This is a genomic window from Flavobacterium sp. 21.1 (genome assembly GCF_057801535.1).
In genome coordinates, this window is the sequence record NZ_JBYNXA010000004.1 from 114,027 (window position 1) to 132,102 (window position 18,076).

The 18,076-nt window shown below is 40.0% G+C and carries 12 protein-coding genes; 4 read left to right on the forward strand and 8 right to left on the reverse strand.

Annotated elements, in window-relative coordinates:
* The first annotated feature begins 253 nt into the window (after window positions 1-253).
* Entirely contained in the window at window positions 254-4,666 is a 4,413-nt protein-coding gene (locus AC3E9U_RS09910; protein WP_488746760.1) for an Ig-like domain-containing protein, read from the forward strand.
* A 357-nt stretch (window positions 4,667-5,023) separates the two neighbouring features.
* Window positions 5,024-10,381 carry a T9SS type A sorting domain-containing protein gene (locus AC3E9U_RS09915; protein WP_488746761.1) on the forward strand — a complete coding sequence of 1,786 codons (5,358 nt, stop codon included), beginning with the start codon at window positions 5,024-5,026 and terminating at the stop codon, window positions 10,379-10,381.
* Window positions 10,382-10,436: 55 nt separating this feature from the next.
* Here AC3E9U_RS09915 and AC3E9U_RS09920 read toward each other — a convergent pair whose 3' ends face one another.
* From AC3E9U_RS09920 to AC3E9U_RS09955, 8 genes are all read right to left on the reverse strand, one after another.
* A complete protein-coding gene (locus AC3E9U_RS09920) occupies window positions 10,437-10,832 on the reverse strand; it encodes a hypothetical protein (protein ID WP_488746762.1) in 396 nt (131 codons plus the stop codon).
* Between the two features lies 1 nt (window position 10,833).
* Window positions 10,834-11,583 (reverse strand): class I SAM-dependent methyltransferase, encoded by a 750-nt coding sequence (locus tag AC3E9U_RS09925; RefSeq protein ID WP_488746763.1) that lies wholly within the window; start codon window positions 11,581-11,583, stop codon window positions 10,834-10,836.
* Window positions 11,571-12,311, reverse strand: a complete 741-nt coding sequence (locus tag AC3E9U_RS09930) for a DUF2071 domain-containing protein (protein WP_488746764.1) — start codon at window positions 12,309-12,311, stop codon at window positions 11,571-11,573. Before AC3E9U_RS09930 ends, AC3E9U_RS09925 begins: the two co-directional genes overlap by 13 nt.
* A 1-nt stretch (window position 12,312) precedes the next feature.
* Window positions 12,313-12,705, reverse strand: a complete 393-nt coding sequence (locus AC3E9U_RS09935; RefSeq protein ID WP_488746765.1) for a DoxX-like family protein — start codon at window positions 12,703-12,705, stop codon at window positions 12,313-12,315.
* Window positions 12,706-13,151: 446 nt separating this feature from the next.
* A complete protein-coding gene (locus AC3E9U_RS09940; protein ID WP_488746766.1) occupies window positions 13,152-13,526 on the reverse strand; it encodes a hypothetical protein in 375 nt (124 codons plus the stop codon).
* A gap of 17 nt (window positions 13,527-13,543) precedes the next feature.
* The gene (locus AC3E9U_RS09945; protein WP_488746767.1) at window positions 13,544-13,891 is read right to left on the reverse strand and encodes a hypothetical protein; all 348 of its coding nucleotides are present in this window, start codon (window positions 13,889-13,891) and stop codon (window positions 13,544-13,546) included.
* Window positions 13,888-14,601: a YqjF family protein gene (locus AC3E9U_RS09950; RefSeq protein WP_488746768.1), complete on the reverse strand. Its 714-nt coding sequence runs from the start codon at window positions 14,599-14,601 to the stop codon at window positions 13,888-13,890. The genes AC3E9U_RS09945 and AC3E9U_RS09950 overlap by 4 nt, the downstream gene beginning before the upstream one ends.
* A gap of 84 nt (window positions 14,602-14,685) precedes the next feature.
* Window positions 14,686-15,189: a GbsR/MarR family transcriptional regulator gene (locus AC3E9U_RS09955; protein ID WP_488746769.1), complete on the reverse strand. Its 504-nt coding sequence runs from the start codon at window positions 15,187-15,189 to the stop codon at window positions 14,686-14,688.
* A gap of 177 nt (window positions 15,190-15,366) precedes the next feature.
* Here AC3E9U_RS09955 and AC3E9U_RS09960 point away from each other — a divergent pair, with 177 nt between their 5' ends.
* Window positions 15,367-17,151 (forward strand): GMC oxidoreductase, encoded by a 1,785-nt coding sequence (locus tag AC3E9U_RS09960; protein WP_488746770.1) that lies wholly within the window; start codon window positions 15,367-15,369, stop codon window positions 17,149-17,151.
* A complete protein-coding gene (locus AC3E9U_RS09965; protein WP_488746771.1) occupies window positions 17,129-18,049 on the forward strand; it encodes a cupin domain-containing protein in 921 nt (306 codons plus the stop codon). The genes AC3E9U_RS09960 and AC3E9U_RS09965 overlap by 23 nt, the downstream gene beginning before the upstream one ends.
* Window positions 18,050-18,076: the final 27 nt, after the last annotated feature.

An 18,076-nucleotide genomic window follows, 5' to 3' on the forward strand; every position in this document is an offset into this window, starting at 1 on the left:
AGTTTGTGTAAATGCCTGCTTACAAATGGATAAGGGATTTTTGTACTATGATGATTCGGGTTTTTTTCTTGTTTATTTAAATGAATCCGCTTATCTGAGTATAAGGTTTAATGAAAAAATGCAGTTTTTTTAAAACATTGTTATAAATGGGATGAAATGTTGTTTTTTAGGGAAATAAAATTTTTTACAATGGTAATTCTCAGTAGTTTCGCCGCCGAAATTAAATAATGTTTTTATGTATAAAAAATACATTATGGAGCTTGCAAAATTTGTTGGACTTCAGATCAAACTGCAAAAGCTGACGATTTTGCTTTTCTTTTTGTTTTTCAGTGTTTTAAATGTTCAGGGTCAGGTTACGGTTTCCGGTGCAGTTACCGGTAATGCCAGTTACCCGACGTTGGGTGCTGCTTTTTCAACTATCGGCACTTCACAAACCGGGGCAAATATTGTTATTACCGTAACAGGTAATACAAACGAAACAGGGATTGCTTCGCTTGGCGCAGGGGATTGGGCATCGGTAACCATCACTCCAAACGGTGGGACCTGGACCATTTCTGGTGATTTAGCATCCGAACTGATTCGATTGGATGGTGCTGATAATGTTACCATTAACGGATTAAATGCCGGAGGTAACGGATTGACAATTACCAATACAAACGCGACAAATACTGTTGGAGTTTCAACAATCAAGTTCATGGGGGATGCAACTAACAATACAATAACCAATTGTACAGTGTTAGGTTCGGGTTGGATGAATCTTGCCGTGCAAGGAGGAGGAGTGATTTTCTTTAGTACAGGAACAACAACAGGTAACGATGGGAATACGATTTCAAACTGTAATATTGGTCCCGCAGGAACTAATCTTCCTACCAAATTAATTTTCTCAAGTGGTTCTACATCCTCTGTTGCAGCTAACAACAGCGGTATAACTATCACCGGATGTAATTTGTATGATTACTTTCTTTCAGGAGGATGTGCTGCGATTTCTGCTGCTGCCGGAAGTACGGATTGGACGATAACCAATAATAAAATTTATCAGACTGGTGTCCGCACATTTATTGCAGCCGGGAGTATGTATGGTATTCATTTTTCTAATTCAGGGAGTGGAGATAATGTGCAAATTACCAATAATACTATTGGATATTCAGACAGTTTAGGTGGCGGAACATTAACGCTGACGGGAACTTCACCGGGTGCTTTCAGTGGTATCTACCTAAATGTTTCAACTGCTGCAACTGCTACTTGTAATGTTAGTAACAATACAATTTCCAATGTTTCGCTGACGTCTTCTTCAGGGTCTATATATGGTATAAATAATCAATCGGTACTCGGTTCAGGTTCTAATACGATCAATATTAACGGTAATACAGTCAGGAATTTAACAGGTACTAGTACTACCGGAGAAATTCATGGTATTTTCGCAGGTTCCGCGACTACATTAAATTGTACTAATAATGTGGTGGATACTATCACAAGAAACACTGGGGGGATTTTATATGGGATCGATTGTGCGGCACCTGTGAATGTGACGTTTGATTCCAATGTTGTTAATGGTTTGAGATCGACGGCTACAAACAGCTCAAGTGTTTTTGCAGGAATCTTTTCCAATAATAGTGGTACAGTATCAGAAACTTTTACCAATAATACACTTACTAATTTTGATTCGTCTACAACTTCCAGTCAAAACATGTACGCTATTTATAGTAGCCCCAATGCAACTGGAAATAAAGTATTCCGTAGTAATATTGTGAATAATTTTACGCTTGCTCCTGTGGGAACCGGTGCAATTTACGGACTTAGATTGAATGCAGGGAACGTAAATGAGATGACCGGTAATGTTATTAATTCATTTTCCGGGGGAACTTCTATCTATGCTATATATGTAGCCGGAGGGACGACCAATAATATTTTCAAAAATAAAGTCTACGGATTAAGTACTGCAGTGACAGGGACTTCTGCGGTGTACGGTATGAATTTCACCGGTGGATCGACTCACAATGTGTATAATAACATCATCGGGAACTTAACGGCATCTGTGTCAAACTTTACAGGTGGTCCGCCTAACCAGGTGGTAGGTATTAATGGGACAAACGGTATTATATCCGGTTTAAATTTATACAATAATACGGTTATGCTGAACGCTACCAGTACAAGTGCTAATTTTGGCTCAAGTGCTGTTAGTATTGGGGCTACTCCAGCATTAACCATGCGTAACAATATTTTGGTCAATACTTCGGCAGCGACCGGAACAGGTGTGTCTGTAGTGTTTAGAAAAGCATCGCTTACAGCTTATGATGCATCATCCAACAATAACTTGTTTTACGGTACAGCTATTTATACTGATGGTCTGAATACAGATGCGTCGTTAGATTATTTTAGAATCAGATTAGGAAATAGCCGTGACGGTCTTTCTGTAAACGAAAATCCAAACTTTTTGAGCACAACAGGATCAGACGTTACTTATTTACATGTCAATCCGACAACCCCTACACAAATCGAAAGTGCTGGGGCGACTATAGCATCGGTTACTGAGGATTTTGACGGAAATACCAGAAGTGTTTCTACTCCTGATATTGGAGCGGACGAGTTTGTGGGTACTCCACTTACCGTTGTAGCATTAAACAGTATTGCTATTACACCAACTGGAAACCAATGTGTGGCAGTGAGCAGAACGGTTACTGCAAATGTTACGGCCGGAGGAAATGCTATTACATCTGTAGTTGTGAAATATTCTTTTAATGGTATAGCTCAAAATCCGATTGTGATGACAGGAGGGACTGTAACTGCAGGAACTACATCAACATTCACTGCGGTAATTCCCGCGGCTGTTCCGGGTAATGCAAATGTTACATGGAATGTTTTTGCTTCTGATGGCATAACTGAAAAAATGTTGGTGGGAGCAGCTTATAAAGATCAGCCTTTCTTAGGTTCAACGGCTTCAGCAACGGCTTCGTCAAGTTTGCTTTGTTCATCTGGAAGCAGTGTTGTTTTAACGGCTGCTGTGGCGCCTCAAAATACGGCTTTTACCGCGTCATTTGAAACAGGCATGACAGAGTTTACATCAGGATCGGTTGCAGGTACGCCGACAATGACAAGAATTACAACACTTGGATCTAACGGTACGGCTTGTTTGCGTTTTTATACAACTTCAGCTAATGCAGATGTAAATGCAAGTTCTGCCGCGAATGTTGATTTGAGTACAACACCTCAGGCCTTTTTGATATTTTCACATGTTGCTGCATTGGAAGGTAGTGTAGCTGGTACTGATTTTGGGTATGTACAGTATTCTTCTGATGGAGGAGCTACGTGGAATTCATTCCCTGTTGGAAGTTATTCCGGAGGGGGAATCTTATTCAACAACGCAGTATGTTTTTCAACAAGAAGTTATGCAAACTGGACTTCCGCAATTACGGGGTCAACGACAGTGCCTACAAATGCCTTATGGCAAAATGAAGTTATTGCGATTCCAACCTCGGCTTTAACATCACAATTTAAAATCCGATTCAGATATACAACCAATGCCAGCACGACCTATCAGGGTTGGTATATTGATAACATTAAAATTGTTTCCGCATTACCGGTAAACGTAGCGGATTATTCTTGGTCAGACGGAACAACAGTGGTTGGAACTGGAAACAATCTTTCCGTGACGCCAACCGCAACTACTACCTATACGGCTACATTAACATCAGCGGGATGTGTGGTAAGTACGACTCCAGTGACGGTAACAATAGGTGTTTCTCAGCCAACTGCTACGGCACAAACAGTGTGTAATGGTGCTACCGTAGCGAATTTGACAGCGACGGGAACTGGTATTAAATGGTATGCTGACGCAACAGGTGGTTCAGCGTTGTTATCCACGGATGCATTATCTACAAATACTTATTATGTTACGCAAACAATTTCGGGATGTGAGAGTCCGAGATTACCGGTTTTAGTAACTGTAAATACTACAGCTCAGCCGACTGCTTCTGCACAAACGTTCTGTACTGCAGCAACTGTGGCGGATTTATTGGCAGCAGGCACGGGAATCCAGTGGTACGCTGGTGCAGCAGGTGGATCGGCATTAGCAACAACTGCGGCTTTGTCGACAGGAAATTATTATGTAACTCAAACGATTTCAGGATGTGAGAGCCCGAGGTTGGTTGTTTCTGTAACCGTTAATGTGGTAGGGGCACCAATAGGTTTATCAACTCAGACAATTTCGGTTGCTTCTCCTTCTGATGCTACTATTGAAGATTTGGTAGCGAGCGGATCTAATATTATCTGGTATCCGACATCGGCGGATGCATTAGCAGGAACCAATGCGATTGCTGCCGGCACGCAGTTAGTTAGCGGAAATGTTTATTATGCAACACAAACAGTTGGCGGATGTACCAGTACTTCTTCTTTAGCAGTTACAGCTACAGTTACTTTAGGTGTAAAAGATTTTGTCTTGAGCAATTTGAAATTCTATCCAAACCCGGTAAGTGATATTTTATTGATAGAGAATTCAGAAACGATCATCAATGTTGAAGTATTCAATATCGCTTCGCAAAAAGTATTCTCCAAATCGGCTAATTCAATGACAACGACGATATCAATGTCTGAATTTGCGGCAGGAACTTATTTTGTGAAAGTAGCAACTGAAGAGGCTGTCAAAACAGTAAAAGTTATTAGAAAGTAAGGTTGTAGTTTATCCTTTTTTTTGGGGCCGTCTGATGATTCAGACGGTTTTTTTTTGGTGCTTGAGTATGATTCTTCAGGTCTGTAAGGGAAACCGGCTGGATGAAATAACCGTTGTTTATAGGTATGATTTCAGAAAGTTTTTACATTCTGTTAATCGTTGAAACTTCTCTTTTTTGTTGAAAAGATTTCGGTTTGTTTTCCTCTTCATTGTGATTAGTTTTATTTTTTAGTTAAAAATGATGTTTTTTAAAAATATTGTTATATATGGGATGAAATGCTATTTTTTTGGGAAATAAAATTTTTTAAGATGGTAATTCTCAGTAGTTTCGTTACTTGATTAACCAAAAAATGTTTTATGGACAAAAACTACAATTTCTTGAAAAAAGAGAGAATTCTTTCATTTTTAAATTCTGTATTTACGGGAAAATGTTTAGGTAATCCATTATTTGATAAAGGATTGTTTAAGGATAACCGACAGGAAAAAAATCATTCTTCATTGGTTTTGGGTGCTTTGTTGACTGTTTTTGCATCAGTTACAGGTATAGCCCAAGTGACCACTAACGGAGGTTCGGGATTAAATGCAACCTATCCGGATCTGGCAACAGCTATTACAGCGCTTAACGGTGCCACCATCACCAGCCCGGTAGTGATTACATTGACAGGAAATGAAACAGCTCCAATTGGTGGTTACGTAATCACAGCAGAAGGATCAGTGGCGAACACAATTACCATTGAAGGCGTTGGAAGTTCCATTACAGCTTCTCCGGCACTTGTTTCAGGAGCTCTGGATGATGCTATCTTTAAATTTGTAGGTGCCGATTTTGTTAAGCTGCAGGGCTTTACCATGTTGGAAAATGCAGCCAATACAACTACAACGGCAGGGACAAATAATATGACGGAATGGGGTGTAGCGTTATTATATGCTTCAGTTACCAACGGTTGTCAAAATATTACGATAAAAAATAACACGATTGATTTGAACAGAACGTATCAAAACAGTTTTGGTATTTACAGTAACTCCACTCATACGGCAGCATCACCATTAACTGCAGCTTCAGCCACCGGAGCTACTGGAGGGAATCACAATACAAAAATTTATGGAAATACGATTACCGATGTGAACAATGGAATTTCGATAGTCGGACCAATCGCTGCATCGGATATCAACGACGGATTAGATATTGGTGGTGCCGATGCAACTACTGCAAATACTATAATTAATTTTGGTTCTACCGGAACATTTTCTGCTTATCAGAATGTAGCCGTTGGAGTAGTATCAGGTATCGCCATAAAGAATACGAAAAATAGTAATGTATCCTACAATACGATAACGAGCTCGAACGGAGGTACCACATCAGGAGCCTTGAGAGGGGTTTATATTTATAATTTTAATACTATTCCTGTAGGAACATTTACAAATTCGATTAATTATAATATAATTTCTTTGAGAAACGGCTCAGCAGCCGGTGGCGTTGTGGGTATTTCCAGTGAGGCTTCAACGAGTACAGCTACTTCAACATTAAATATCAATAACAACGATTTTATGGACTGCGGGCATAGCCTTACGCCCGTGACTACGGTTCCTACTGCAGGGATAACAGTGATTTCTGTTGGTACATCGGCCTTAAACACCAATGTGAATGATAATAAATTTACAAATTTAACGGCAGGAACCACCGGTGCGTTTAATTTCATTTTTAATGATCCGGTTAAGCCGGCGAATTCTGTTTGTAATGTAAACAACAATAAAATTGTCGGAACTTTTACTAAAAACAATTCGGGAGGGACGGTAACCTTTTATACGAGTATAGGTGCAACAACACCAACCAGTGCTGTAGAAAATAACATCAATAATGATTTTTCCAATGTTACGGTTTCGGGTTCTACGGTAATTGCTGGATGGATCTCCAAAGCTGGCTCGGCTACATCTCCTTTCGGAGCGGCTAAAACGGTTACGGGGAACGTATTTAATAATATTACGGCAGATGCAGGGGCAGTTACAATTTTAAGCGTTGCCAATAGTAATAGCGCTACTGTTAACAGTGTTGCAGGTAATACTATTTCAAATTTCAATGGAAACTCAGGGGCTTTTATCGGAATTAATCTGGCAAACGGAAATCAAAGTGTTTCAGGAAATACTATTTCGAATGTCAATACAACTTTAGGAACAATTAAAGGGATAACGACTGCAAACGGTACAAACCGTATTTTTGGTAACACACTAAAAGCGCTTAAAGTAACAGGTTCTCAAGCGATTTACGGAATTGAAATTCTTAGCGGAACACATTCGATTTATAAAAACAAGTTGTATAATTTCGAAGGTGGTACAGGTACTCCTGCCGGGGCTGCTGTTATAGGTATTGTGGCCACTGCGGTTGGGCAACTGGATATTTACAACAATATTATCGGTGATTTTCGTGCATCAGTTAATATCTCTACTGCTATCGTCGGGATTAATATTGGAGGTTCGGGCCCGGCAAACGTATTCAATAACACTGTTGTGCTAAATGCAATTGCTCCGGCTGTTACGGATTTCGGATCAGCTGCGCTTTATGCTGGACAGTATGTTGTAATTACAGTGAAAAATAATATTTTGGTTAATACTTCAGGATTCGCAGGTGCAGGTAAATCGGTAGCCTACAGAAGAAATGTGAATATGACGAATTATGCTTCGGGCTCGAATAATAACTTGTTGTATGCAAGTACTATTTATTATGATGGAACTAACTTCGATACAACTTTAGCTGATTATAAAGCAAGAGCAATTCCGCGCGAAAGTTCTTCAGTATCTGAAAATCCAACCTTTGTGAGCATGATAGGTACTGATCCGAATTATTTACATATCAACACGACAACACCTACACAAATTGAAAGCGCTGGTACGAGCGTAGTTTTGGTAACGGATGATTTTGATGGGGATACCAGAAATGCATCCACTCCTGATATCGGTGCGGATGAGTTTGCAGGAGTGGCATTAGATGTGACTGGTCCTAGTATTGCACTTACTCCGGATACTGCATGTGCTGCGGGTAGCAGAACGGTTTCAGCAACGATTACAGATGCTACTGGTGTGCCTACAGTTGGAGTTGGATTGCCGGTTGCTTACTGGAGAATAAATTCTGGTGTTTATGTTGCGGCAACAGGAACGTCTATGGGGTCTGGTGTTTATAATTTTACAATAGGTGCCGGAAGTGTTCCAGGTGATGTTCTTAGTTATTATGTGGTTGCCCAGGATGCTGTCGCGACTCCTAATGTGTCTGTATATCCTTCGGTTGGTGCTGCAGGATTGACAGCCAATCCTCCGGTGGCGGCAACTTCGCCAACTTCGCCGACTGTGCTTGTAACTCCGATGGGAGGTGTTTATACAGTTGGAGCTGGAGGTAGATATGCAACGTTAACGGCTGCTGTTGCTGATTATAATACAAAATGTTTGGGAGGCCCGGTTACATTTTCGTTAACTGACGCAACTTACAGTGCTTCAGAAACTTTTCCAATTACAATCCAGCAAAATGCGGATGCGAGTGCAGTTAACACTTTAACCATTAAGCCGGCTTCAGGCGTTACGTCTACTATTACAGGAAGTAATACTTCGGCTATTTTGAAATTAAACGGTGCCGATTATGTAACCATCGATGGTTCAAATAACGGTACGACAACTCGTGATTTAACGGTTGTGAATACAAACACCGGTACACTAAGTGTTGTAATATGGTTGGCCAGTACTACATTGGCTGGGGCTACCAACAACACGATTAAAAATACGGTAGTGACAGGGCAAAATGCGTCTACTTCAACCCGTACAGCAATTATATCTTGTGGAAGTACAATTACATATGCCGAAACGCCCAACTCTGGAAATACTTACCGAAATAATCTAATCTCTTTGGCGAAAAACGGTATTGAAATTTTAGGTTCGGGAACTTCACAGACGGGAACACTTATTACCCAGAATGTCTGCGGAACAACTACTAATGCACTTGGCGTTACCGGTATAACAGTAGCCGCTGAATCGAATGGGGTTGTCAGTAATAACACTGTTCAAAAGGTTTCAACAAACACGGCAATATCACCTTTTGTCTATGCAGGAGGAATTATGTTAAATAATACTACAGGAATTACAGTATCGAATAATACTATAAAAGACATTAAGTCAATTGCAAACCTTACCGCGACAAACAGTGTTGCCGGGATTTTTATGACCACGGCAGGGAATACCAATGCTGTAATTACGGGGAATACCATTACTGGAGTGGCGAACACATCTACAGGTGCTTATGGTGCGAGAGGAATCTCGATATTAGGTGATGGAACAATTGCGAGTAATAACATGATTTCGGATATTTATAATTCCCAAGGATCTGCTTTAGGAGGTGCCTCAACAATAGGTATTTCAATTGGTAATGCTACAGCCTTAGGAGCTGGTGTTTCTCTATATAATAACACCATTCATCTTTTTGGTTCTCACTCAGGAAATAGTGCTAATACAACTTCCGGTGTGGCAGCATGTATTTATATTGCAACAACAGGAACTGGGTTGAATATTCGTAATAATATTTTGGTGAATTCTTACGAAAACACCACTTCGTCGGGTGATAAATCATATGCTATTTATACGACTGCAACAGATAATGCCCAGTTTGCGTCTATCAATAACAATAATTATGTTTCTGGAAATGCTACACTTGCAAATACATTAGGATATCTTGGTGCTGATAAAGCTACATTGGCAGATATGATAACGGCATTTGGAGGTAATGCTAACTCTGTAAGCATATTGCCGGTTTTTACTTCTAATGTTGATTTGCATTTGATAGGGGCAAGCAATAGTGCTTTAGATAATTTAGGTACTCCTATCGCTGCAGTTACAACCGATATTGATGGACAAACCAGAAATGCTGCGACTCCGGACATAGGTGCAGATGAGTTTACTTCTGTTTGTACAGCAGCTGTGGGCGGAAACAGTACACCGGCGTCAGCAACAATATGTACTTCAGGCAGTACCATAATTTCAGCTACCAGTTATACTATAGCAGGTGGAATTACCTATCAGTGGGAATCTGCATCGGATGCAGCATTTACAACACCGGTAAATGAAGGTGTGGCAACTACTACATATGCAAATTTGACAACACCGACTATCACAACCACTACGTACTATCGATTAAAAGTTACGTGCTCGGCTGGGATGTCTGGATATTCCAGCGTGGCAACTGTGATGGTAAATACCACCGCGGCACCAACAGGGGTGGCTTCGCAAAATTACACATCTGGTCAAACACTCGCTAATCTTTCGGTAGCAGGTAGTAATATCGTTTGGTATGCTTCGGCCTCAAATGCGGCTAGCGCAACAAGTCCGCTACCGGCTTCAACGCCATTGGCAGATGGGGTTGTTTACTATGCAACTCAAACCGTTTCGGGTTGTGCAAGTACAACAAGTTTAGCAGTTCAGGCAAATTTTACTTTAGACGCTGTTGATTTTGATTTAAGAAACCTGAAAGTATATCCAAACCCAGTGACTGATATCTTGACCATTGAAAACACACAAACCATTTCTAATGTAGAAGTATTCAATGTTACAGGACAAAAAGTTATGGTTAGAACTGTAAACGCAATGACTGCGGCTATTCCAATGTCTGGACTGGCATCCGGATCTTACTTTGTAAAAGTAGCTACAGACGATGCTGTTAAAACAGTAAAATTGATTAAAAGGTAATGTTCTAGTTTAAGTTGATTCGAAAGAGGCTGTCTGAAAAGGCAGTCTTTTTTGTTTAATAGAAATAAATCATACCAAAGACGCCCGCCAGATAAATCCAGATAATTGAAAAAACTACATGTACAGTGGTTTCAAATGGTTTTCCTTTCCAGAGTTTCGGCGAATAACCGAAAAATTGAATGATCATACGGATAAACCAAAAAATCCCCAAACCCAGAGCGATTTTTCTTCCGAAGGCAGTCGATGTTAAATCATGAGCCGAAAAAACACAAAGTACACCCATCAGCAAAACCATAAGCGCAATGAAAAAAGTGTGCACCTGCATCATTTGTCTGTTGAACAGACTTAAAGAAGAAAGCTCCTCTTTCCAGTTGAAATATTTTGGAAATATGCCGTGGATCAAAGCTAAGCTGATTAAAAAGATCCCAATAATTTTTAAGTGAATTTCCATATTATTTTCTAAGGATAAAAGTTGAGATGAATGGCGTGGTTTTGAATTCTTTTGTCAGTTTTAAATTGGCTTTTTCAAAGGAATGTTGCCAGTTCTTTTTACTGTAAAAATGAAAATAACCGATATTAAATGCCAGAAAATTTGGAAAGTCCCTTAAATGTTCCACAATGATAAGCCTGCCGTTTTCCTTTAAAATCCTTTGGAGTTCTTTGAGAAAATCGATACGCTCTTGCGGGTTTCTTATTTCGTGAGCCGAAAAAACCACAATGATCTTATCCAGGGAATTGCTTTCCAAAGTAATAGCGTCACTTTTAATTCTGATGGCTGACGGATTTTGCGGGTATAATTTTCGGGCTCTTTCAATGGCGATTTCCGTATGTTTTTCGGCATCATAAAAATCGAAGCGACTGATCGTGGCTTTCGGATAGTTCCAAATCAATAAATCACTGGTTTCATCAAATCCGGCACTGATATTGGCAATGCAGTCTTCCGGGGCAATTCCCAATTGCTGCAGCCATTCATTACGATATAATTCGGATAAATCGTAGATGTAATGGGAAACCAACAAAGAGCTGAAGCTCGGAATTAAAGAAAGGATTCCTAATCCAATAAGAATCGGTTTTGCTGGTCCTGAGACGAAAAAAACGCCAGTCCAGAAGGTAAAGGTCAGCACCATTGCAGCCGCATAAAAATGCCAGTTGAACCGGAAGATGTTACAAACTCCCTGATACGGTTTTCTTAAGGTTTCCATAGGTCGGTTTTTCCTTTTTTCCATGAATACGGAATGTTATCAATTTTAAAAGCGTTTGCTAAAACACAATCTTTGAGTTTCAGTTCGTCAATGAATGAGAAATGTTGGGTTACGACTTCAATTGGTTTCGGATCCCAGTTTTTTCGGATCCCTTCAATAATCAGGACCTCTTTGTTTTCCGGATTGTATGTGAAGGTGAAGGGAAGCGGGCCTGCAAACCGTCGGGCTTCTTTCCAGTCGGCAAAAGGTGAGTTTTCAGGTAGCGCAATTTCAGGTCCGTTTTGGTGAAAAGCGAATCTGAATTTTGATTTTTCAGAACAATATACAATCATGCCATCACTTTCCTGTTTCGCAATGTCAATTTTAGTGTAATGATAATGCGTGAACAGATTGCCAAAGAGCTTCATTTTCAGTTTGTCCGTTTCCGATTTAAGGATGTACAACCCACGGAGTCTTTTCCCCGAACTGTTGGAGTATCGCACAAAAATCCGGTAGCCGGCAAGAAAGAAATCATTGCCTAAAAACCTTGGAAAACCTTTTGGTCTAAGGTTAGAAGTTTCTACCATAGCCACAGCGATAAAGGCCCATTTATCCTGGAATGTGTCCAATGTCAGGCATTCGGGTATTAAATCCTGAAGTTCTTCTTTGGGAACAGCAAATGTCAGCACGACAGAACTTTTGAAAAAGGCGTCGACCGGGAACGGATGGTTTTGCAGTGATTTGAACATCTTAATTTTTATTAGAATGGAATTCATGATAGTACAGGAAAAACATAAATCCTATTGCGAAAACAAGATTCAGTTTCCCCCAAAGCAGTAAATCGGAAGCAAACAGAAATTCCAGAATATTCATGGTTCCGATGATGAGGATTTGGATCAGAGTGTTGAGTCTTGATCTTACGCCACTGAGAATCCAGACCGCCATCAGTATTTCTGAAAATCCAATTAGAATAGTAATTTCATGAGCCATCTCTTTTCCGAAGAAAACGGAAACAATCTGCTCGTGTCGGGGAACAAGATGTAAGACCTTGCAGAGAAATCCGTTGCAGAACCAGACTAAGGCAATGCAAAAGAGCACAATGGATTTAGGTCTGATATATACAATGTTTTTAAGGAGGATCATTTTCTAAATGTTTAATAACTGCTGAATGCTGTAAGGCAAATTGTGATTAGTACAAGGATATAATTAATGGCAATCGGTTTGAGAAACAGTGCTGTCTTAATTATCTCTATGCTGAAGTTCCTTTTTAAAATGTATGAAAATAACAATATCCCTGTAACCGTGGTTATGCCAAATATAAAAGAATAAAAGGCATAAAAAAGTAATAAGACAACTACATAAGTTAAAGTTGGAAAATGTTCAAATTCAAATCCGAACCAAAACTTAGCAATTACCAGCAAACAAGTTAACAATAGTAAACAGGTTGAGAAATGTATTGTGAACATCATCAATTTACTTAATATTTGAGTTTGCTGTTTAAAATCCCCTTGTTGCAATCGGACTTTTATTTTTTTAAAATTAATCTCGGGAAATTTCATAGCGGTGCGGAATTGAATTTGTAGCGAATATTAAACGTTGGCGGCGATTTTGGCTTCACGCGCTTTGCGTTTCCCTCTGAAAAACAGATACAAATTAAGGAAAAGCATAACCCCAAGATAAATGGCGAAACCTCCAATCTGATAGCTCAATTCTTCAATCATGTTTTGATACGTATCGTCGTAAATGTTCATTTCCAGAATCAAAAGGGCAAATCCGATATTCATCAGATAAAATCCGGTTTCGAAAAGTTTGTTGGTGGCAAGGGCGATTTCCTCACGTCCGTTAAAAATGTCCAGCATATAAATTTTACCGTTTTTGAAAAGGGTTTTAGAAACATAGTAGGTTAAAAATAAAGCTACCGGTAAGTAAATGGCATAAGCGATAAGAATTTTTGAAGTTTCCATAATGGTGTATTTAAATGTTATTTGATTAGTTTCTGAATGTAATGGGTAAGAACATAAATATTGCAGTAATGAAGTACGGATAACAAACTAATGATGATGGCCGCTTTTAAAGCAAGAACTTCTATCAGTATTTCAAGCGAAGTGATCTTCTCCCAAAGGACAAGCGTTGTAGCGCTGTATCCGATATTCACGAGATAGTAAGCTACCAATAAAATTTTATTGATTTGCTGACAGAGATCTGCATGATTCGGAAGTAATTCGGCTACGAAAATATTGCCGTTTTCATAACAGCTGCGTCCGACTTTCACCACAATGAACGCAATGAGGGAAAGAAAAAGAAGGTATCCCGCGATGTTGTAGTTCATGACATTATTTTTCGTTTGTTATTAATGCGGATTTCAGAACCTTCTGCCAGGAAAACGGAAGCGGGCTGCAGGTCGTTTAAAAATGAGAAGCTGTTGCCGTACACTTTTTGAAAATCGATGTTGATCGTGTAATTTTTGATGCAATAGTGTTTCCATTTTGGATGCTGTACTTCGTATTCATATGTTGTAGTTTCATTAAATCTCGTATAACCGAAATAGTGCTCCATGATGAATTCCGCTTCACTTTCCGGATCGACGTCGGTCATGAAATCATAGGCCTTTACCTCGAGCGATTGTGTTTGATTTCCGGTTTGCCATTGATATCCTACTGTAACCACTTCGGCTTTTGACTCATGCTGATGTGCCATCGTTTGGGTTTCGTAATGCTCTTTATATAAAGTATTGGCGATGAAAGTAATTGCATGTTTCGGAACGATTTCTTTCACAAATACGACGCCGCGTTTCCAGTTTCCGTTTTCAAAGCGTTTTACGTAAAACCGCAGGTTGACTTCCTCAAAATCCGTGTGCTTCGGAATTTTTAAACCCAGCACTTTTGTGTCTTTGAACAGAAATCCGACCAGGCTCACATAGCATTTTCCGTTCCATAAATCTAATTCGGTGCCAATGGGAAGGTAAGCCTCCAGACTGTCAGGGCTGACCACATAATTAGCCATGATAAGGTTTTCCCAGTTTGCAGTTAAAAATGTCATGGTGTTTAGATTTTATTGTTTGTTTTAAACTTTCAGAAAAAAATGAAACTTTTTCAGAAAAAAATAGATTTTTGGATCTATTGGTTACTTCATAAACTTGACAAACAGCTGTGCCAGCCAATTGTCTTTGTATTCTGTTATTTTATCCAAAACGTTGTCGGCTTTTAATACAAAGTCATACAGTTTTTTGGTTTGTTCCACAAAGTGTTTTTCCTCTGCTGAAGCATTTGCATCGATAGTCGAAACCTCTTTTAGTACTTTCAACGCTGGTTTGATCTCACGTTTACTTCGTTCTTTTGAAATTTTAACAGCCAATTCATCCAGATCTTTTTCGGCCGTAAAAAATTCACGACGCTCGCCGGCTTTGAATTCTTTGTATACGATGCCCCAATCCATTAAGGCACGTAAATTCATGCTGGCATTTCCTCTGGAGATTTGCAATTCTTCCATGATGTCTTCCATTGAAACCGGCTCGTTCGATACCATTAACAAGGCATGGATCTGTGCCATTGTTTTGTTGATACCCCATTGCGATCCTAAAGCACCCCAGGTCTGAACGAATTTGTTTTTTGCTTCTTTGAATTCCATAGGTCAAAGATATAAATAAGTTTTTGAAGTTTCAAAAAAAAATGAAAGTTTATTTTGATTGATTTTTCGAAATAATAATAACCATTTCTTAATCTGAATTTTATTTAAAAAAGTAAGAAAATTATTCTTAATTGTATATTTTTATATAAATTTAACAAAACAAATACTATTAATTTTATGACATCATTTTCATCAAGTCCAAATTTTGCAAACGGATTTCCGACACCGGGACCGCAAACGCCAACACCGCAAAAGGTGATGGATCACATTTATTTCCTTTCTGAAACCGATTGGAAAACTACCAGAGAACAAGACCATTTTGATTATATCATCATTGGAAGCGGATTTTGTTCCCTGGCTTTTGCTGAAAGAATCTTAAGTGAAAAACCTACATCAAAAATCCTGATCCTTGAACGCGGTCCGTTTTTCTTACCGGAACATTTCCAAAACTTACCGATTCCGTACCAACATACATTAGGCGGATTGTCTGAAACTTTTCCATGGACGCTTTCTTCCAAAACAGCAAATCAGCCTGCCGGGAATATTCAGTTCCAGCACGGTATGGTTCCATTCTTTGGAGGACGCAGTATCATGTGGAGCGCGTGGTGTCCGAGACCCACTCAGGAAGAAATGAAGTATTGGCCACAGGAAACCATTGATGCGGCAAGAGCGCATTTTGAATCAGCCGAAAAATTACTGAACGTAATTCCTGCGGATCAGATCGATAGTGACCTAAGTCCCGAAGTAATGCGCTTCGTGGCACAACAACGCCCTGTATACAGCGTGATGCAGAAACAACTTCAAAAGATGCTTCAGGATAATCTGAGTAAAGTCACTTCAGCTACACGATGCATGCCAGCACCGTTAGCCGCGGGATCGGGTGCGCAGCAAGGTTTGGATTTTGCGAAATTCGCTACGCCTTCGGTTTTACTGGATTTGGCTAATAAGCAGGCAGAATTAAGTGAAAAAGGTCTGGGAAGTCCTTTAAAAATTGCAGGAGATTGTGTTGTAACCCGCATCCACGAACAAAACGGAGTGGCTACTGCATTAGAGACATCACGTGGCGTTGTAAATGTCGGAGATGCGAAAGTTATTTTAGCCATGGGAACTTTACCTCCAACGACATTATTGTTGAATTCCTTCCCTCAAATTAAAAAAGCAGGAGAGCGATTCACGGCGCATTTCATAACGTCAGTGGTGGCCCGTGTTCCGAGAAAAGATTACGATTTCGCGAGTCAGTTGAGCGAACTGGAATTGGCAGCTATCTATATGGCAGGTGTAAATGCACAAAGTGGCATGCAGTATCATGTGCAGTTATCGGTACTGTCGGATAAAAATCCGATGAAAAATGCGCAAAAGGCAGCCCGTTATATGCCGGATGTTGTAGCTACCGCTTCAATGGCACAGCTTACAAGTTCAGAAGATTACTTAGTTTTCGTTTGCGCTGTTTTAGGGGAGATGGATTTTAGAAATTCTGAAAATTATTTACGTCTGAACGGACAAAGTGATCCAACCACAAATGTAAATCTTCAGGCAATAGCTGGAGAAATGGATCTTCAAACGTGGGATACTATGGATGACGGAACATTCCAGATGTTAGAGCAAGCCTTATCGCCAACGGGTGCCCAGGGTGTTGAATACTGGCATGGTAGTCCAAATGAAGGCGTTTGGACAAGCGAGCGTCCTCAGGTTACGCAGCGAAGAGTAGGCGGATTAGTGCATGAAGGTTCAACGCTTTATATCGGAAAAGACGACGAAGGTGTGGTAGGTTTGGATTATCGTCCTAACGGAGTTGAGAATGTTTATGTTACAGGCGGCGCCCTATGGCCGGCAAGCGGTTCTTGGAACCCGACGATGACTATGGTAGCACTGGCTCAGGATTTAGCGGATAATTTATTGAAAGAAACAAAAACGACTTCCACAGAAAAAGAGATCAAATATGAAGAATCAAGCAGAAATTAACGACCTGATCGATATCAACGATATGCCCTTAAACACTGAACCGCCAATGAGTGTCGGAGATGTGTTGGACAAAACGGATGGGGTTTATTTTTGCATTAAAAATCATGATTCCGTTTTTTTATGGGTCAATGATAATTTTGCAAGATTAGTGGGTCAGAAAAAGGAGGATATTATTGGAACACGTGACAGTCGCGAGGCGCACGTTGCCCACGACAAGCAGGTTATGGCAAGCGGAATTCCATTGCTTAATTTTCATGAGACCATTCAGGTTCCGACAACTGACGGTGGTATGTCTGATTTGGAAATTGTAACCCAGAAAGGCCTTTTGCGAAAAAAAGGAGGCAGTGAGATCATTGGTATCACCGTGTGTTTCTCAAAGCGATTCCCGCATGCGGATAAGGAAGCGGAAGAGCTTATTGAAAAGTTAAATATGGTTCGTACGGGAATCGGCGGTTACCTTGCTCCCGGACCGGAATGTGATCTTACGTTTAAAAGTAGTGAATTACCGGAACGTTTTGTGGGGGAAAGAAAAGCCTATTCTATGAATTATTTCCTCCTGAAAGAAGGCGAAGTTTTGAAATTACATTCACTTAATCAGGATGAACAGTGGTTTTTCCATCAGGGTAGTGCAATCAAACTTCACATGTTTTCGGAAGACGGCATTTATTCAACACTGACTTTAGGTAGCGATTTGGATCAAGGTCAGCAGTTTCAGGCAATTGCTCCACACAACCAGTGGTTTGGTGCTGAGCTGTTAGGTCCGGGTTACGGTTTTGTGAGTTGCAGTCTGGCCCCTTCATGGGATAAAAGCGATTCACAACTTCCGACCTCAGAACAAATTGAAAAATTAAAAATGGTGTTTCCGCAGCAGGCATCCATTATCGATTTGCTGAAATAAGAATTGGAGTAAGTTTTTTTAATTAGC